At 58.6% G+C, this 17,731-nt stretch carries 15 protein-coding genes; 2 read left to right on the top strand and 13 right to left on the bottom strand.

Annotated features, from left to right (window positions below; all coding sequences use genetic code 11):
• Positions 1-44: 44 nt before the first annotated feature.
• On the bottom strand, positions 45-2,132 hold the full coding sequence (gene dinG, locus OKC27_RS10350) for an ATP-dependent DNA helicase DinG (RefSeq protein WP_270806216.1): 2,088 nt from the start codon (positions 2,130-2,132) through the stop codon (positions 45-47).
• Positions 2,133-2,530: 398 nt separating this feature from the next.
• Here dinG and OKC27_RS10355 point away from each other — a divergent pair, with 398 nt between their 5' ends.
• Both OKC27_RS10355 and OKC27_RS10360 read left to right on the top strand, forming a co-directional pair.
• Positions 2,531-3,664: a porin gene (locus OKC27_RS10355; protein WP_270806217.1), complete on the top strand. Its 1,134-nt coding sequence runs from the start codon at positions 2,531-2,533 to the stop codon at positions 3,662-3,664.
• Positions 3,665-4,063: 399 nt separating this feature from the next.
• Positions 4,064-5,095 (top strand): IS630 family transposase, encoded by a 1,032-nt coding sequence (locus tag OKC27_RS10360; RefSeq protein WP_270806218.1) that lies wholly within the window; start codon positions 4,064-4,066, stop codon positions 5,093-5,095.
• Between the two features lie 244 nt (positions 5,096-5,339).
• Here OKC27_RS10360 and tyrA read toward each other — a convergent pair whose 3' ends face one another.
• From tyrA to hinT, 12 genes are all read right to left on the bottom strand, one after another.
• Entirely contained in the window at positions 5,340-6,467 is a 1,128-nt protein-coding gene (gene tyrA, locus OKC27_RS10365) for a bifunctional chorismate mutase/prephenate dehydrogenase (RefSeq protein ID WP_270806219.1), read from the bottom strand.
• Positions 6,468-6,585: 118 nt separating this feature from the next.
• Positions 6,586-7,659, bottom strand: a complete 1,074-nt coding sequence (locus tag OKC27_RS10370; protein WP_270794859.1) for a 3-deoxy-7-phosphoheptulonate synthase — start codon at positions 7,657-7,659, stop codon at positions 6,586-6,588.
• Positions 7,660-8,004: 345 nt separating this feature from the next.
• Positions 8,005-9,321: a glucose-1-phosphate adenylyltransferase gene (glgC, locus tag OKC27_RS10375; RefSeq protein ID WP_042655852.1), complete on the bottom strand. Its 1,317-nt coding sequence runs from the start codon at positions 9,319-9,321 to the stop codon at positions 8,005-8,007.
• A 228-nt stretch (positions 9,322-9,549) separates the two neighbouring features.
• The gene (gene secF / locus OKC27_RS10380; RefSeq protein ID WP_174219020.1) at positions 9,550-10,467 is read right to left on the bottom strand and encodes a protein translocase subunit SecF; all 918 of its coding nucleotides are present in this window, start codon (positions 10,465-10,467) and stop codon (positions 9,550-9,552) included.
• 151 nt (positions 10,468-10,618) lie between these two features.
• Positions 10,619-12,421, bottom strand: coding sequence for a protein translocase subunit SecD (secD, locus tag OKC27_RS10385; RefSeq protein ID WP_182970763.1), 1,803 nt, complete (start codon positions 12,419-12,421; stop codon positions 10,619-10,621).
• Between the two features lie 159 nt (positions 12,422-12,580).
• Complete coding sequence (locus tag OKC27_RS10390) at positions 12,581-13,015, bottom strand: hypothetical protein (protein ID WP_182970764.1); 435 nt, start codon at positions 13,013-13,015, stop codon at positions 12,581-12,583.
• Positions 13,016-13,113: 98 nt separating this feature from the next.
• Entirely contained in the window at positions 13,114-13,971 is an 858-nt protein-coding gene (locus OKC27_RS10395) for a DUF6279 family lipoprotein (protein ID WP_182970765.1), read from the bottom strand.
• Between the two features lie 3 nt (positions 13,972-13,974).
• Positions 13,975-14,799: a phosphotransferase gene (locus OKC27_RS10400; protein ID WP_232099219.1), complete on the bottom strand. Its 825-nt coding sequence runs from the start codon at positions 14,797-14,799 to the stop codon at positions 13,975-13,977.
• 10 nt (positions 14,800-14,809) lie between these two features.
• Complete coding sequence (gene lpoB / locus OKC27_RS10405; protein WP_005302153.1) at positions 14,810-15,406, bottom strand: penicillin-binding protein activator LpoB; 597 nt, start codon at positions 15,404-15,406, stop codon at positions 14,810-14,812.
• Positions 15,406-15,804 carry a YcfL family protein gene (locus OKC27_RS10410; protein ID WP_182970767.1) on the bottom strand — a complete coding sequence of 133 codons (399 nt, stop codon included), beginning with the start codon at positions 15,802-15,804 and terminating at the stop codon, positions 15,406-15,408. The genes lpoB and OKC27_RS10410 overlap by 1 nt, the downstream gene beginning before the upstream one ends.
• A gap of 82 nt (positions 15,805-15,886) precedes the next feature.
• Positions 15,887-17,323, bottom strand: a complete 1,437-nt coding sequence (locus OKC27_RS10415; protein WP_270806220.1) for a COG3014 family protein — start codon at positions 17,321-17,323, stop codon at positions 15,887-15,889.
• A complete protein-coding gene (gene hinT, locus OKC27_RS10420; protein WP_075114126.1) occupies positions 17,323-17,673 on the bottom strand; it encodes a purine nucleoside phosphoramidase in 351 nt (116 codons plus the stop codon). The genes OKC27_RS10415 and hinT overlap by 1 nt, the downstream gene beginning before the upstream one ends.
• Between the last annotated feature and the right edge of the window lie 58 nt (positions 17,674-17,731).

Consider the following 17,731-nt stretch of genomic DNA (forward strand, 5'->3'; position numbering starts at 1 on the left):
TCATGCTGTTATCCGCAGCCATATCAATAAAGGCAGTGTCGACCCTACTCGATCCGCCGTGTGAACGGGGGGAGGGCATCGAGCAGCCCCTTGCCATAGCGTTTGGTCAGCAGGCGGCGGTCGAGGATGGTGACTCTCCCCCGATCGGCCTCTTTGCGAATGAGGCGGCCGCAGGCTTGAATGAGTTTGCGCGATGCCTCCGGCACCGTCAGCTGCAGGAAGGGGTTGCCACCCCGCTGCTCGACCCACTCGGCGGTGGCCTCCTCGACCGGCGAGTTGGGCACCGCGAAGGGGAGTTTTGTGATCACCAGATTGGTGAGGTAGTGACCCGGCAGATCCAGCCCCTCCGAGAAGCTGCCCGTGCCACATAGAATGCTGGGCTGACCGCCATCGCATTTTTGCTTGTGCAAGGTAAGCAACGCATTGCGGGATGCTTCCCCCTGCACCAGTAGTGAGAGTCCCTTGGCACGCAGTCCCGCCACCACTTCATTCATCTGCCGGTAGGAGGAGAAGAGCACCAGGCTTGCCTCCTTGCCTGCCAGAATGCGGGGCAGCAGGCTGATCAGCTCTTGGGTAAAGGCTGGCGAGTTGGGTTCGTGCTCCATCTTGGGCAGATAGAGTTCGGCCTTCTGGTATTCAAAGGGGGAGCGCAGGCGCAGATAGCGGGTACCGTCGTGCTCTTTGAGCCCTACCTGATGGCGAAAATAACTAAAGGAAGAGAGGGCGGTGAGGGTCGCCGAGACCAGCACGGCGCCCAGGCATTTCGACCAGAGCCACTCCTCCAGCAGATAACCCACCTCTATCGGTGAGGCATGCAGCCAGAGATCGCCATCGTCGCTCTTGGCCATCCAGCGGGCGAGCGGGGTTTTACCGGTCGGCACATGGCGCCCCAGCATCTCCCACAGGGCGCAGAAACTCTCCAGCCGCTGCAGATGAAAACCGCTCTCTGCCAGCAGGGGTTCAGCCTCCTTGCGGCGGATCTCGCCATCTTTCAGCGCTTCACCTATGGCCCCCTGCATCCGATCCAGCGCCCGCAGTGCCTTCTTGCTCGACTCCTTGAGATTCTCTGCCAGCATGGGCAAGGGGTCTGGCAACACCCCTTCGGCGAAGCGGTAGTGGGGTTCAGTGCCAAACAGCCGATCATTGGCGCCGAGCCACTGCTCAACGGCCTTGAGATCCGGCTGGATGGAGGCCAGCGCATCCTGCAGTTTGAGCTGGGGGTCGAGCAGGCTCTCTTTATTAAGCGTCCGCGCCAGCTTGCCTGCACTTTGTACCAGCTTCTCCAGCCAGCGGCGCGAGCCTTTGACGCTGGCCGACGCGGCGCCGTGATCCCGGGCGATGGTGGGCAGATGATGGGCCTCATCCAGTACATAGATGCACTCATCGGGTGGCGGCAGGATGATGCCCCCCCCCATGGTGAGATCGGAGAGCAGCAGGGCATGGTTCACGACCAGCACATCGGCACTGTCCATATCGTTGCGGGCGCGATGAAAGGGGCAGTGCTGATGATGGTTCAGCGCCTTGTTGCAGGTGTGGCGATCGGCAGCGATGCGATCCCAACAGAGGTCGGGGATCGGCTCCGGCCAGTTGTCCCGATCCCCGTCCCATTTCCCATTGGTGTAGGCCTGCCACAGCGCCTGGTAACGATCCTTGTCGCTCTCCGATGGTTTGTGTTTGCTGAGGGCACCCGTATTTTGCAGAAAAAAGTCGAGCTCGAAGTTGGCCATCTCGGCACCACTGGCAGCCTGCTCCAGCAGATGCTCGCAGCAGTAACGCTGGCGTCCCTTGACCAGCATAAAGCGAAACGGCAGCTCGCTGTGACGGTGGTAAAAAGGGAGGTCTTTGTGGATCAGTTGCTCCTGCAGGGCCACGGTGGCGGTGGAGATCACCAGCTTCTTCTGGGCGAGCCGTGCCACCGGGATGGCGCCCTGAGCATAGGAGAGAGATTTGCCGATACCGGTTCCCGCTTCGGCCACCAGGATCCGGCGCTGTTTGTCGTACTCGCCGGTCAGGGTTTTGGCTATCTCGGCCACCAGAAAGTTCTGCTCTTTGCGCGGCACAAAACCGGGTAATCCATCCGCAATCTGGCGATAGGTTTGACGAATGGTGGCTTTGAGGCGAGTAGAGAGCATAAAGATAAGGCCAGCTTGGGAGTTAATTGAAGGACAAGGATACCCGCAACCCCTTGGTGAGGTCGAGGCAACAGCCATTATCACGGCAGTTTTACGCTGATCAGACCACGTTGGTTGTTTATCAGGCGGTTAGCGCCATTTGCATGCAAAACAAGCTATTTGAGTCCAAATAATCAGCAGGATGGGTTGTAAACGTTTTCCCATTTATTGGGTCCCAAGTGAGATTTGGATCACAGTTTCATCTTGGTGACCATGATTTCCATAAAAAGTTCCAAGTTTTTTTCATTGCGGTTCAAAAAATCCGGTGCTAGTCTCGGCGGCATAGTGATGCAAAGAACATCGCTAACACAGGGAATAACAACGACTTAGTGTTTAACTTACAGTAGGCATTGGAAACTATGAAAAAGACAATTCTGGCAATCGCTATTCCGGCTCTGTTCGCTTCCGCAGCCAACGCAGCTACCGTGTATGACAAAGATGGCACCAAATTTGATGTGAACGGTCGTGTACATGCTCGTTATCAAGGTGAGGAAGACAAAGCGGAATTTGATGCAGTTAAAAATAGCTTTGTAAAGCAGCAGGATCAAACTCAAAAGGGTGAGGTTAATACCTATGCTCGTATGGGTCTTAGTGGTAAGGTCGCACTGAACAATACATGGTCTGCTCTGGCCATGGGTGAGTGGCAGGTCGAATCCGAAAACTCAGGTGCTGACGATAAACAGTTCGCTTCGCGTCATATTTTTGCCGGTTTTGATGGTTCCCAGTACGGTCAATTCCTGTTTGGTCAGACTGATACCGCTGCTAAATGGGGTGTTCGTGACCGTGCCGATATCTTCGAAGAGTTGGGCAACGTAGGCAACTTGGACGACGGTCGTCAAGAAGGCCAAGTGATTTATCGTGGTGCATGGGATGGCGCCTTCTTTAATGCTTCCTACATCAGCCACAACAGCTCCTATTCATCTGATGAGCAAGTTGGTATTGGAACAAACGGTGGTCAGATCAATGCTAATGACGCTGGCCTGAAAAACGGTTATGCGGTCGGCGCTGGTTATAACTTCACCAATGGCTTTGGTTTTGGTGCGAGTTACCAAGACAAGAAGTTTGAAGATGTGACCGCAGGAAGCCTTGCTGACGGTGTCGTTGTTACTCTTGGTGATGAGATTGTTCGCGCTAAATCTAAAGAAGACTGGGCACTGGGCGCATCTTATGCGTACGATGCCTTCTACGTTGGTGCCATGTATAACCAGTCCAAGATTGAGTCTTATGCAGATGAAAGCATGAAAGCTCGTGGTTATGAAATCGCCGGTTCTTATACCATCGATGCTTGGAAGTTGCTTGCTGGCTATAACTTCCTTGAAAGCGAAGCAACTTATACTGGTAAGAGTGCTGGTTATGCCGATATTTTTGACCGTGTAGTACTCGGTGTTGAATATGCATTTACTGGCAATCTGAAGTCTTACGCTAACTATGCAATCGAAAATGCTGGTGAAAAAGACGACCAGTTTGAATTCGGTATGCAGTACAACTTCTAATAAGTTGCACAAGAGTAATATCCTGGCTTGAGTCTTTGACCTAGCTACGAATGGCCGAGATAATATCTCGGCCATTTTCTTTTTGGTGGTCGCTGCGGCTATTGGCGCCATGATATATCGCAGGATTGCTGTGTTAAGTGATATTTGGCAAACCGTCTGTCTCGGCTAATCTATCCTGCTTCCTGCTTCCTGCTTCCTGCTTCCTGCTTATCTTTTTGATTGATGGGGTCACTACTCTCCTTTGTGCAGTACAGTCATTGCTCGTTGTAGCTTGGTTTGACTGTAAGTCTCTAAATAGCTGTTCCGAATAGTAGATCATTGGAGGAAGGGAACTCAGTCCAGTTTGTGCGATCTCATTAGTCGCCAAACAAAACAAGCCACACCCAAAGGACTGAGTTGATGCCTATCCTACCACCCCTGCCACGACCACAACGGCGCCGCATTCACAAAATCATCCATGCCACCCGTGATAAAGGACATGCTCGTCGCTTGATGGCCATCTTGCTGTTACATGAAGGACGCACGATCACTGATGTTCATCACCTTACCGGCGCTGCTCGTTCGACCATCGGCCGTTGGCTTCGGTGGTATCGGGATGAAGGTGTGGGTGCGTTAGAAGCCTTACCGGCTGGCCGTGCCCCGGTCTTACCTGTCGCCAAGATTGTCACCTTACTGGTGCTGCTCATGCAGTTTTCTCCGCAAGATTTTGGTTATCAGCGCAGCCGCTGGTGTACCGAACTATTGGCTATCAAAATCAATCGGTTAACAGGCCTCAATATGGCAGCCTCCACGCTCCGCCGATGGTTACCTCGTATGGGCATTGTCTGGCGCAGGCCCGTGCCGACCTTGCGGATAAAAGACCCGGCCTATCAGGAGAAAATGGCGGATATCGACGCTGCGCTGGCCCGCTGTGATGCCGATAATCCGGTGTTTTATGAGGATGAAGTCGATATAGACCTCAATCCCAAATTAGGGGCCGACTGGATGTTCAGAGCGCAGCAAAAGCGGGTTGTCACACCGGGACAGAACGCGAAACATTACCTGGCAGGCGTTCTCCATGCAGGCAACGGAAGAGTGCTTTACGTCAGTGGGATAAAGAAAAACTCATCCCTGTTTATCGCCATGCTGGAAAAGCTGCGTCGCCACTACCGACGAGCCAAAACCATCACGCTGATCCTCGATAACTACATCATTCACAAAAGCCAACAGACCGAGCGATGGTTGAAGCAGAACCCCAAGTTCTGCTTGGTGTTCCAGCCAGTTTACAGCCCTTGGGTTAATCACATAGAACGGCTGTGGCACAAGTTACATGAAACCATCACGCGCAATCATCAATGCAGAGGAATGGCCAGCCTGCTGGCCCGAGTGAAACACTTCATGGATACCGTGTCTCCTTTCCCGGGGAATGGCTATGGCACAGCGAAGGTGTAGCACTATTGGGATCAGTTATTTAGCATCCCAGCAGGGGGGGCGCTATTTGCGCTGATATTGAGGGGGCGTGCTCGGTGGATGTAATGGAGCACATGGGGAGGACATTGAGGCCAGTCAGAGGTGGGGACTCAACGTACGGTCGAGAGTGACTGACATTAGCGTGTAAATCTGTCACAAACAAAAAGTGAAGATGCTCAGGCATCTTCCCTTTTTGGTGGCATTAGCGGTGACTGCTTTTGCAGGATCAGCCGTGTTGGCGGCGGTCGTTGGCCTGGGCCAGCAGCATGCGGCTTTCCCGCAGGAACTGGTCGGCATGTTCACCGAAGAAACCGGAGACCTGCGAGAAGGCGTCGATAAATCCGGCTCTGTCCCCCCGCTCCAGCAGCCCCAGCGCTTCACCGAAGTTTTGGTAGTAGCGGCGGATCATCGCCAGATTCTGCGGTGACGACAATATGATGTCGGCATAGAGCTCAGGGTCCTGGGCAAACAGCCGCCCCACCATGGCCAGCTCCAACCGGTAGATGGGGGAGCTCAAACTCAGCAGACGATCCAGATTGGCCTGCTCCCGGGAGAGGTGCCAGCCATAGGCAAAAGTAGCGAAGTGGCGCAGCGCCTGAATGAGGGTCATCGCCTCATCGTGAGCCTTGGCTTCTACCTGTTGCAAGCGGGCGCCCCAGATGGTCATCTGATCCAGCAGCCATTGGCTGGCGGCCGCGTCACGACCCTGGCAGCAGACGATTACCTGCTTGGCGAGGCTCGCCACATCCGGTCCGAACATGGGATGCAGCCCCAGCACCGGCCCCTTGTGTACCGCCAGCATATGTTCGAGCGGCGCCGCCTTCACGCTGGTGACATCCACCAGCAGGCAGTGGGCGGGCAAGTTGCCGAGCTGGTCGATGATCTGGCAGGTGATGTCGATAGGCACCGCCACCATCACCAGACCGGCGCCGGCGAGGATCACGTCGGCGCGTGGCCAGTCGGCTTGCTCCAGCGTCTCGACCCGATAGCCTGAGAGGCCGAACATGTGGCCAAACAAGCGGCCAAGCTGACCCTGACCGCCGATGATGACCACCTTGCCAAGATCCGGCTTTATGCACTTGAAGCCAGTGTCTTTCTCGCTGGCATAAGATTCACGCATCACCCGGCGCAGTACATCCTCGATGAGATCGCCGGGCACCCCCAGTAGCTCGGCCTCGGCGCGGCGGCGGGCCAGCATGCTCGCCTCCCTGTCCGGTGCATAGATGGGCAGGCCGTGGCGGCTCTTCACTTCACCCACTTCCCCCACCAGGGCCAGACGGGCGGCCAGCAGCTCGATCAGCTGCTTGTCCACCGCATCTATCTTGTCCCTGAGTACATTCAACTCTTCAGCCATATCCAGTCCCTGCTGGCGCCGCAAGCGGTGGCGCCCTGTCATTCAAGAGGCAACAAGGTATCACTGCGTGGGCAGTGATACCTCTATGGTTCAATCAGTTACGACAAGATACCACGGCTTACCGTGCAGTTCTGCTCTTGAGCGGCGCCGCCAGCTCGCGATGGCATCGCGCCAGCAGAGTGGCTGTGCTATCCCAGTCGATGCAAGCATCGGTGATGGAGACGCCGTAGCGCATCTCGCACTTGGGCTGCTCGCTGGACTGGTTGCCCTCGAACAGGTTGGATTCGAGCATCACCCCTATGATGGAGCGGTTGCCCTCCTGGATCTGGTGGATGACGTTGTCGGCCACCTTGGGCTGCAAACGGTGATCCTTGCTGGAGTTGCCGTGGCTGCAATCCACCACGAGGCTCGGCAGCAGGCCCGCTTTCTCCAGCGCCTCTTCCGCCAGCGACACGTTAACCGAGTCGTAGTTGGGATGTTTGCCGCCGCGCAGGATGACATGACCATCCGGGTTGCCCTGGGTCTGCAGCAAGGCAACCTGACCCTGCTGGTTGATCCCCATAAAGGCGTGGGGGCTGGAGGCTGCCTGCAGCGCATTGATGGCGGTACCCAGATTGCCGTCGGTGCCGTTCTTGAAGCCCACCGGCATGGAGAGGCCGGACGCCATCTCCCTGTGGGTCTGGGATTCGGTGGTACGGGCGCCGATGGCCGACCAGGAGAAGAGCTCCGCCAGGTATTGCGGGCTGATGGGGTCGAGCGCTTCGGTCGCCAGCGGCAGCTCCAGCTCCGCCAGCCAGCAGAGCAGCTCGCGGGCGCGGTGCAGCCCCAGCTCCACATCGAAGGTGCCATCCAGATTCGGGTCGTTGATAAAGCCTTTCCAGCCGACCGTGGTGCGTGGCTTCTCAAAGTAGACCCGCATGACAATGTAGAGAGAGTCCTGGTAAGCATCATGCAGCGCTTTGAGTCGGGTTGCGTACTCTTTGGCGGCGTCCATGTCGTGGATGGAGCAGGGACCACAGATCACCAGCAGCCGGTGATCGCGGCGGTGAATGATGTCGGCGATGGTAGTGCGGGCCCCTTGCACGAATGCCAGTGCCTTGTCGGAGATGGGTAACTTCTCCTTGAGCTGGGCAGGGGTGATCATCACTTGTTCGGACTGGATATGGATGTTGTTCAGGGGATCTCGTTGCATAGCCTGTTTGCCTCGCCAGAGTCAGCACACTGGTTTTGACACCACTGGCTGTAATTTTATATTTACGAGAGTACCGCTTTCGTTACGAATGGCCACCACAATACCAAATAAATGCCAACTTTCAAGTCTGAATATGGAATTTAATAGCCTTTTGGCAATATAAAAGTACTGCTCATCGCCAAATGTTTGGATTAACTGCCAGATTTGCCCATGAAAAGCTATTGCTGTAACCATATCTTTACGGTCTGGCAAGGGGAGGTCGAATGGCGGGGGCAAGTGGCCGTAAAAAACGGGAGCCTGCAAGGGCTCCCGTTTTTTGTTGTGATAACAGTGCTGGGCGGAGAGTTATGCCGGCACTGCCTGCTCTACAGCCTGCTTGCGCGCCGTTTTTGCCAGTGCATCCAGCATCGGCTTGGTGACCAGTACGATCCCCTGTTCGGAACGATGGAAGCGGCGGGCATCTTCATCGGCGTTCTCACCGATCACCATCCCTTCCGGCAGCTTGCACCCCTTGTCGATCACTACCCGACGCAGTCGGCAACCCGCGCCGATCTCCACACCCGGGAAGATCACTGCCTGATCCAGGGTGCAGAACGAATCGACCCGTACATTGGTGAAGAGCACCGAACTCAGGATGAAGGAGCCGCTGACGATGGTGCCGCCGGAGAACATCGAGTTGATGGTCATGCCGTGCTGGCCGTTTCTGTCCTGCACGAACTTGGCGGAGGGGGTCATGTTCTGGCTGGTCCAGATGGGCCACTCCTGATCGTAGATATCGAGCTCCGGGGTCACCGAGGCAAGATCCATATTGGCTTCCCAGAAGGAGTCTACGGTGCCTACATCGCGCCAATAGGGGGCTCTGTCAGGGGCACAACCGACGCAGGACATGCTGAACGGGTGAGCGTAAGCGGTGCCCTCTTTCACTACGCGGGGGATCACATCCATGCCGAAATCGTGGTGGGACTGCGCGTTGGCGATATCTTCATCCAGCAGCTGATAGAGATACTCGGCATCGAAGATATAGACCCCCATGGAGGCCAGGGCGTGCTCTGGTTTGCCCGGCATGGCGGGCGGGTTGGCCGGTTTTTCGACAAACGCATTGATCTTGCGATCATCATCCACCGCCATCACCCCGAAGGCGCTTGCTTCGCTGCGCGGTACTTCGATACAGGCCACGGTGACCTTGGCGCCCATATTGACGTGATCCAGCAGCATGGCGGCGTAATCCATCTTGTAGATGTGATCGCCCGCCAGCACCACCACATATTTGGGGGCGTGATCGCGGATGATGTCCAGGTTCTGATAGACCGCATCGGCGGTGCCACGATACCAGTTCACCTCGTCCACTCGCTGCTGGGCAGGAAGCAGATCGATAAACTCGTTCATCTGATAGCGCAAGAAGGACCAGCCGGATTGCAGGTGGCGCAACAGGCTGTGGGATTTGTATTGGGTGACGACACCGACCCGGCGGATGCCGGAGTTGATGCAGTTGGAGAGCACGAAATCGATGATGCGGAATTTGCCGCCAAAATGCACCGCAGGCTTGGCCCGGTTGTCGGTTAACTGTTTGAGGCGACTCCCCCGCCCTCCTGCGAGTACCAAGGCCATGGTCTCGTTCAGCAACTGTCTGGATTTCGCTGTATTGGCAGGTTGTAACAACATCTCATATCCCCTTTGTAGATAAATCACTACAATGGTGCCGCTTTTGAGCCCTCAAGAAAGTGCTTTCAGTCACATTTTGGCGGTTGATTTCGTAACAAAATGACTCTTCTGTCATTAAAAACGACGTTCCGATCAGAAAGTGTTGCGAATCTGTTCAGTTGTCAATTGAGACGAGGCTGGGGCGGCGGCCCCTGCCGTGGGTTGGCAGGGGCCTGGTCAGTACAAGGGTCAGGCTGCGTTGGCCAGTGGTTCCTCGCTCTTCTTCTGGTAGGCCTGCGGGGTGAGACCCAGCAGCTCCTGCACCGTCGAGGCGACGGTGATGGAGGAGACGGTGCCCACCAGGATCCCGGCAAACAGGGTGAATGAGAAGCCGTAGAGGGCGTCACCGCCAAACAGCAACAGAGCGCCAACGGTAAACAGGGTGGTGCCCGAGGTGATCATGGTGCGACTGAAGGTCGCCTTGATGGCCACATCGGAGCACTCGTGGATCCCCATCTGGGTGCGCGAGCTCAGCAGATCCCGCAGCCTGTCCGAGATGACGATGCTGTCGTTGAGGGAGTAACCGATCACCGCCATCAAGCCAGCGATGATGTTGAGGTCAAACTCGATCTGGCACAGGGAGAGCAGCCCCAGCGCGACTATGGCGTCATGGACCACCGAGAGCAGGATGCCGATGGCCTGACGCCACTCGAAGCGAAATGCCAGATAGGCCGACATCGCCAGCGAAGCCACCAGCACTGCCAGCATCCCCTGCTGGAACAACTCGGCACCCACCTGAGGGCCGACGATGGTGGTGCGCAGCAGCTCGACCGGCATCCCCAACTGTTGGCTCAGCATGGTGGCCAGCTCGGTGGCTTGCCAGGGCAGTTCGTGCGGTGGCAGCTTGATCAGCCACTCGCCGGGAATACCGGCCGAGCTCAGTTCAACAGCCCCCGCCAGCGGGGAGACCAGCATGGCATTGAGCTCATGGGCCTCTTTCAGGGTCTGGATATGAAACTCCAGCAGGATCCCGCCGGTAAAATCGAGCCCCAGTGTCAGGCCGTTCACCAGCAAGATGGCGACGCTGGCCACGGTCAGCAGGATGGAAGCCCACAGGCCGATATAGCGCCAACGGGTCAGCCCCATTGCAACGATCATTCTCAACATAATTCTCTCCTTGGCCAGCCAGCATCAGGCTGTTGGCCCATCACTACGTGTCGCAACACGCCGGGGAAAAGGGTTCTGCTTTGGCATGCCCCGGCCATCTCCATGGCCGATGGCGCCGTCAAAGCTGCTCATCAGAGGGACAGCTGTCCCGTTACACCTTCAACGTGCGCTCGCTGCTGCGTCCCCACAGGGGGTTGATGATGGCGCGCGTCCCCCAGATCCCGGTGATCATGCTGGAGAGCAGACCCAGAATGAGGGTGATGGAGAAGCCCTGCAGCGGCCCGGAGCCGATGGAGTAAAGCACCACGGCGCAGATGAGGGTGGTGATGTTGGCATCGAAAATGGTGTGGAAGGCCGAGCGATAGCCAAAGTCGATGGCGTTGGCCAGTGAGCCCCCTTCTCGCAGACGGTCTTTGATCCGCTCGAAGATCAGCACATGGGTATCCACCGCCATGCCCACTGTCAGTACCAGACCGGCGATCCCCGGCAGGGTCAGTACGGCGCCCGGCAGCACTGCCAGCATGCCGACCTGCATCAACAGGTTGGCGACCAGCGCCGTGATGGCAACCCAGCCGAACTTGCGATACCAGGCCATCATGAACAGCATCATGCCTGCCATCCCGAAGGCCAGCGCGGTGAAGCCCGCCTCGATATTCTGCATCCCCAGCGTCGGGCCAATACTGCGTTCTTCCAGGATCTTGAGAGGGGCGGTGAGGGCGCCGGCACGCAGCAGCATGGCCAGCTCTTGCGCTTCCGGCAGACTGCCAATGCCGGTGATACGGAACTGGTTGCCAAGGGCGGTCTGGATGGTGGCGACGTTGATCACCTCGCTCTGGGCACGCAATTTACCCTGGGCGTTGGTCTTGTACTCGGTGAAGACTGTCGCCATCGGCTTGCCCACATGCTGGCGGCTGAACTGGTTCATCTTGCTGCCACCCAGGGTGTCGAGCACGATATTGACCTGGGGTTGACCCATCTCGCCCATATTGGCGCGGGCATCGACGATGTGCTCGCCGGTCAGTACCGGCTTGCGTGCCATGCCGACGGCCTGACCGTTGCGATCGGCGATATAGAAGTGGCTGTCGGCTTTGGCCTCGTAGAAGGCCAGCGAGGCGGTGGCGCCGATCACCTCTTTCGCCTGCTTGGGGTTGTGTACCCCGGGCAGTTCGATACGGATGCCATCTTGGCCCTGACGCACCACCGATGCCTCGACGATGCCGAGCTCGTTGATCCGTTTTTTCAGGATCGACAGGTTCTGGGTCACGGCGTTGTTGACCAGCAGGGTACGCTCCGCCTCGCTCAGCACCAGTTTCAGGTCATTGCCGGAGCGGGTCAGCTTCCACTGATCCTGACGGGTACCGGCACTCTCCTTGATGATAGAGAGCCAGCTCTCCTGTTCGGCGACCTCCGGCAGGGTGACGGCTACGGCGCCCTGTGCGCTGCGCATGACGCTGGCGCCGCGCAGATTGGCTTCACGGAAGCGGGTGCGCAGGGTATCCACCAGATTCTTGGTCTGATTGTCGATGACAAAGTCCACGTCCACCCCGATCAGCAGCTGGGAGCCGCCACGCAGGTCCAGCCCCAGCTTGATGGGGTCGGCGCCGAGGCGGGTGATCCAGCCCGGCGCGTTGGAGTGAAACTCCAGGGTGAGGGCGGCACTGTCGACCCCTTGCTGCTCCAGCAACTGCTTGGCTCGCTGCTGTTCGCCCTGGCTGGCAAAGACCAGTTCGACCCGCTCAGGTTGCTCGATCACCTTGACCGGGGTCAGGTGTTTGTCGGTCAGCAGCATCTGTTGCTGGGTGGTCAGGCGCGGCTGTCCGTGCAGACCGAGGGAGGGCTGCTCACCGAAAAAGGTGGGCAGGGAGTAAAAGGTAAAGGTCAACAGCATCAACAGCAGCAGTGCGTACTGCCACTTGCTCATGCGGTTGAGAATGGTGCGATTGCTCTTTCTCATGGCAAACAAGCCTCTGTCAGGAGAATGGTGCGCAGGCCGATAGCTGCAAGGCTCGGCAAGGCGCAAAAAAATGGGATGCATCGGGTGCGGATCAGGCGGCAGCCGGATCCGTCAGGATGAGGAGATGTGCAAACAGTGGATGTGCCAACCCCTCCGGGGTCAGGCGCTCAGATAGCTCTGGCTGAAGCGGTATTGCAGATGTTGGCGCTGTAGATGACGCCGGTGGATCGCGCCGAAGTGATGGCGAAAACTCTGTTTGTGATAGAGCTCGGGGGCCAGCATCAGCCAGCCGAGCAGCAACAGCAGGATGGCCTGGGCAGACCAGCTCTGGATCAGCTCGTAGACCACGCTGTCGGGCTGGTCGTCACTGCGCAGGGATTGTTCGAGACGCAGCAGGTGATTCTGATGGCTGCCGACAAACTTGATGACGCCATCATCGCTGTCGCTCACCTGATTGAACACCTGAGTCTGCTGCTGTTCACTGTGGGGATATGCGGGTAGCAGCGGGCCTTCCATTCGGGTGATGGAACAAAGCAGGGTGAGGGCGATAACCAGAGTTACCAGCACCAGTTTGGCTTTGTCGATAAGGCGCAAAAAGTTAATTCCCGATAAATAGAAAGGGCAAACTACCACAGGCGGCGGCGGAGGGACAACCCTTGCCGCCTAATTAGGATGATTCCGAGGTCGCGTTGTCAGCTTCCGGTCATCTGCTCGAAGTCGCGGGCATAGCCCTTGAGCAGGGAGTAGAGATGGGCCCGCTGGGAGATGTCCAGCGACTGGCTCATGGCGCTCAGCCAGTTGACCGTGCGCTGGCGCGACTGTTCGGTATAGCCGGTAAAGCGGCCATCCATCAGGCCATCTCCTTCGGCCAGCAGGTCAGTCAGCTCGCGGGTAAAGTCGGGACTCTGGCGCTGCTTCATCAGCCTGTCCAGCTCCTGGGTCCATGACGCCTGAAACTCCAGCCAGGGGGGCATCAGCTCGTATTGCCACTCGGCCCACTGGGCCACCAGTGGCGCCTGTGCCGGTTTCACCTCGCCAATCCAGAACTCGAGCCGCTTGTTCATCTTGTCGCGAAACTCCGCCAGCATCTGCTCTTTGGGCTCAGTGGTAAAGTCCTTTTGCCGCTCCTGTTGCCGCTTGACCCTATCGGTCATGAAACGGGCCACCTGCTCGTCGGTCAGGGTGCGCGCCAGCCTGACCGCACGGGGGATGGTGTTTTCCAGTGTGCGGGTCAGGCTCTGCTGCACCGCATCTAGGTTGGTCGAGATCTGCTCCGGCGTCATGGGGCTGGCCACTGCCTTGGCCAGCGCGTCGAGATCCTTGGCGTAGCGCGGCAGCTCGTGCTGGCGATGCCAGGCCATCAGCCCCTTCACTTCGCGGCTGAGCAGATCCTTCTGCGAATAGGAGAGGGCAAAGTAGTCATCCAGTTGCCAGATGATGGCGGTATCGAGCCAGTAGTAGATCACCCGGGTGGAGCAGCCGGTCAGCAGCAGGCCGATCAGCAGCAGACCCCAAGTTTTCGGCTTGTGCCAGCGCACCTTGTTTATCATCTGTTACTCCAGTCGTTGCCGGTTGATGGCGATCAGGGTGTCATAGTCGAGTGAGGGCTGTTGCTCTGCCATCAGCAGTGCCCAGAGCAGGCCGATGTAGTCGACCCAGGGTAAAAATGCCTCGCTCTGAAAATCGGGCCACTGGTGGCGCGGCAGTGCCTGCCGATAGTACGCTTCCAGCGCGTCGCGCCGCTCGGCGGGCCACTCATGGGTGCGCTGGATGCTGGCGAGCTCAAAACCGGGGTGACCTGCCGCACCATACTCCCAGTCGATGACCCAAGGATTGCTTCCCAACAAGTTAGCCGGATTGAGATCATGGTGGCAAGGGCGCCAGCAATCATTTGGTTCACTGCTGGCGAGCAAGCCCCGCTCCAGCGCGGGCAGCCAGGAGGGAATGTGGGCCAGTCGGGCGCGATAGCCCGCCGCGTGGACTCGCACCGCCATCACTACCGCAGGCAGCGGCAGGCGATGGAGCTTGCGCAGCACCTCAGCCAGCAGACGGGGCTGATCGGCTGCCGGTGGCGCCGCGTGCGCCCAGTTGGGCTCATCGCACCATTCGAGCAGCATCAGACCGCTGGCGGGATCACCATAGTGGCAGGGCAGTGCCAGCCCTTCGGCTATCGCCCCCTGATAAAGTTGCCACTCGGTGGGACGGTCGATGCCAAGGCGCACAGGATCGGGGTGGCCCTGGCGCAAAAAGTAACTGCGCCCCGAGGGGAGGCGCAGTCGATAGTTGCAGTTGGTGAGGCCGGCGCCCAGCGCGTCCAGCTGCCCCTCCCGCCAGGGGGCGGGCAGGCTGGCCAGCAGCGCATCACGGCTACCCGTCACCGGGAGCCCGTTACCAGCCAAAGGTGGATTTCTTCGCCTGTTTGCGGATCTCTTTCTGATCGGCCCACAGCAGTTCGCCGTTTTGCAGATCCATCAGGTTCATGGTCATCTGGTAGTAGACATCCTTCACCTTGCCATTGTCCTTGACGATGCTGGCGAGGTTGCCATAGACCATGTAGCGGGCACCGGTCTGCTTGCCCAGACGCACCATGGAGGCAGGATCCACCATGCCGCTGCTCTGCTGGTATTCGAGCTGCTGCTTGACGGCGGCAACCTTGCTCATGTCGACGAAGCGGAACTTGCCGGCCCGCAGCAGCTTGGTGCGGATGGTGTCGGTGATCGCTTCAGTATCGATGTGCTCGGAGGTCTTGTTGCGGATGGAGTCCATGAACATCACCGGACGGCCGCCGGCGGTGATCTCGCTGGTGGCGGGGGAGGCCAGCATGGAATCCGCCATCTTGTCGGCGATGGCCTGCAGATCGCTTGAGCCGTAATCGACGGTGACCGTTTCGGTTTCGGTCGGATCACCGTAGCTGACCGTGGTGCTGGAGCAGCCGCCCAGCAGCAGGGCGCCGGTCAGGATCAGCAGGGCATGATTCATTTTCATCAGTAGGATTCCTCAATCACTTCGCGTACGTAAATCCGGTAACCCTGCGCCGCCGGGCTGGGCGCCAGGGCCGAGAGGGTGCGGGTCTGATAGCCATGCAGCTTGATGGGGGTCCAGCCGCGGCCATCGCTGGCGACCTCCTGACCGGCCTCATCATACCAATAGAACATGTATTGCAGCTTGTTATCGCCGCGCTGGGTGCTGGCAGCGGCCACATTGACCTGCAGCAGGCCATTTTGCTGGCGGCGGCTCAGCTCGGTCAGGGTGACATTGACGTTTTGATGCTGCTCCTGCGTGGGAGCTCCGCCCGCCGGGCCATAGAGCGCAATGCCGGAGGTGTTGGTGGCGCAGCCGCTGAGCAGTAGCGCGAGCCCGAGGGCTAACCCGTATGCTTTCATCTTGCTCTCCTTAATCGGGGTGAGTGGGGCAGCGCGTGAGCCTGCCCGTTAATCGTCTCGTTCATCTGCATTGGTCATGTGTTCAAAGGGGCATCACCCGGGTGGTCAGACCGGCGCCAAGGCGCTGAACCCAGACCAGGGTGGTGCGTCCCTTGTGGATGGTGAGCGGCAATTGCCGCTGCGCGGCCCCCGCGCCCAGGGTGAGATTGATGTCACCTGCCGGCACCATTCCCTGCCAGCTCGATGCCTGCGCCGGCAGCGTCAGCCAGCTGCGGGTATCGGCCCGCTCGGAGAGGGTGTTGAAGATCCCCACCAGAATATTGCCCACATCGCCCCCCTCTTTGGCGGCGGTGTGGCGCATTTGCTCCTTGGCCACCAGTCGCAGCGCCTGACGGGTCAGCATGCCGGGCAGCCGCTCCTGCAGATCTTTGGCGGCCAACGCCTCCAGTCGCACCAGCTCGCTGGTCTGTTCGACCCGTTTGCCGACCTCCACCGTCAGCGGGCCGGTGTCGCTGGCCCGATTATCGTAATAGGGGATGGCGACGGTAAAGGTACGAAAATCGCCGCTGGAAGTGGAGATGGGCAGTGGCAGGAACAGCTCGCGCCGCGCCGGGATCAAGCCATCTTCAAACAGCACCACCAGCTGGCCTTGATCCTTGGCAAGCAGCGGCGCCTTGCGGCCCACCTTTTTTTCGGTCTCGCGGATCTCGTCCGGCGAACCACGCAGCCGCGCCAGTCGCAGCAAGGCATCTTGCAGGCTGCGGTTGTCCGGCGCTATCTGGTAGCCGCGCTGATAGTCGACCCAGGCATCGTTGAGATCCCCCGCAGCTTCATAGAGCACGGCGGAAAAATAGAAGGTGTAGGCGTTCTGAAAACCGTTTTTGACCTTGCCGATCAACCGGTCGAGATCCGGTGCGCCGCGCGACATCAGCTGGCGCATCTCGCCTTCAGCCTCGGCCTCTTCGCTCTCATCCTTCGCCTTGCGAACCTCGTCGGCCCGCCGTTTCAGGGCCTGCTCCTGCACCTGATTGGCGCGGCGTACCTCCACCAGCGCGCCATCGGCATCCCCCCGTTGCAGGTAGTTGAGGGCCAGATAGTGGTGCAGCATGGTGCGTTCGTAATCGGGGGTGAGATAGGCCATCGACTGATCGTTGGTGAGCAGACTGCCCACCTGATCGAGCCCGTGGCTCAGCCGGTATTCGGCCTGATTGTCTTCCCACTGAAGGCGGCTGTCGGCGGCGGTGAACGCCTGCTTGCTGCCTGCATCCTGACCCGCCAGCCAGGCGATGCGCCCCTCTTCCAGACGATCGAGGACAAAGGTGTCATCCCCAAGGGTGGAGTCACGCACCTCGGGCAGCGCCTCGGCGGCATGGCCCAGCAGCAGCTGGTTGCGCAGGGGCACCATCTGATCGGAGTAGGAGACGAACATATCCTGCCAGCGGGAGGCGCAGCCCCCCAGCAATAGCAGGGCGCCGCAGAGCAACAGGGCGCTGCGGCAGGTTGAGACGTGGAGATTCATTACAGGCTGAGCAGCGGCCCCAGCGGCTGGCCACCGACCAGATGCATGTGGATGTGGTAGACCTCCTGCCCGCCGTGACGGTTGCAGTTCATGATGAGGCGGTAGCCATCTTCGGCGATGCCCGCCTCGGCGGCCAGCTTGCGGGCCACGGTGAACATTCGGCCAAGGGCCAGTTCATGTTCGGCTTCCACGTCGTTGACGGTGGGGATCAGGGTATTGGGGATGATCAGAACATGGGTCTTGGCCTTGGGTTGGATATCCCGGAATGCGGTGACCAGATCGTCTTGATAAAGGATGTCGGCGGGGATCTCTTTACGGATGATTTTGCTGAAAATGGTTTCTTGCGCCATGGCTAACTCCCTTATATGAAACAGAAAATTGAACTAGAACCCCAAGCGGCTCCCGAAA

It is taken from the genome of Aeromonas sp. QDB62 (assembly GCF_027705695.1).
In the GTDB taxonomy this organism is placed as follows: Bacteria; Pseudomonadota; Gammaproteobacteria; order Enterobacterales; family Aeromonadaceae; genus Aeromonas; species Aeromonas allosaccharophila.

Bases quoted from the DNA above. Each gene is read 5' to 3' on its own strand.
- OKC27_RS10395 (WP_182970765.1), bottom strand. From the start codon at position 13,971: ATGATAAACAAGGTGCGCTGGCACAAGCCGAAAACTTGGGGTCTGCTG.
- lpoB (WP_005302153.1), bottom strand. From the start codon at position 15,406: ATGAAAATGAATCATGCCCTGCTGATCCTGACCGGCGCCCTGCTGCTG.
- OKC27_RS10415 (WP_270806220.1), bottom strand. From the start codon at position 17,323: ATGAATCTCCACGTCTCAACCTGCCGCAGCGCCCTGTTGCTCTGCGGC.
- hinT (WP_075114126.1), bottom strand. From the start codon at position 17,673: ATGGCGCAAGAAACCATTTTCAGCAAAATCATCCGTAAAGAGATCCCC.
- tyrA (WP_270806219.1), bottom strand. From the start codon at position 6,467: ATGGCTGAAGAGTTGAATGTACTCAGGGACAAGATAGATGCGGTGGAC.
- secF (WP_174219020.1), bottom strand. From the start codon at position 10,467: ATGTTGAGAATGATCGTTGCAATGGGGCTGACCCGTTGGCGCTATATC.
- OKC27_RS10355 (WP_270806217.1), top strand. From the start codon at position 2,531: ATGAAAAAGACAATTCTGGCAATCGCTATTCCGGCTCTGTTCGCTTCC.
- OKC27_RS10370 (WP_270794859.1), bottom strand. From the start codon at position 7,659: ATGCAACGAGATCCCCTGAACAACATCCATATCCAGTCCGAACAAGTG.
- OKC27_RS10410 (WP_182970767.1), bottom strand. From the start codon at position 15,804: ATGAAAGCATACGGGTTAGCCCTCGGGCTCGCGCTACTGCTCAGCGGC.
- glgC (WP_042655852.1), bottom strand. From the start codon at position 9,321: ATGTTGTTACAACCTGCCAATACAGCGAAATCCAGACAGTTGCTGAAC.
- OKC27_RS10360 (WP_270806218.1), top strand. From the start codon at position 4,064: ATGCCTATCCTACCACCCCTGCCACGACCACAACGGCGCCGCATTCAC.
- secD (WP_182970763.1), bottom strand. From the start codon at position 12,421: ATGAGAAAGAGCAATCGCACCATTCTCAACCGCATGAGCAAGTGGCAG.
- dinG (WP_270806216.1), bottom strand. From the start codon at position 2,132: ATGCTCTCTACTCGCCTCAAAGCCACCATTCGTCAAACCTATCGCCAG.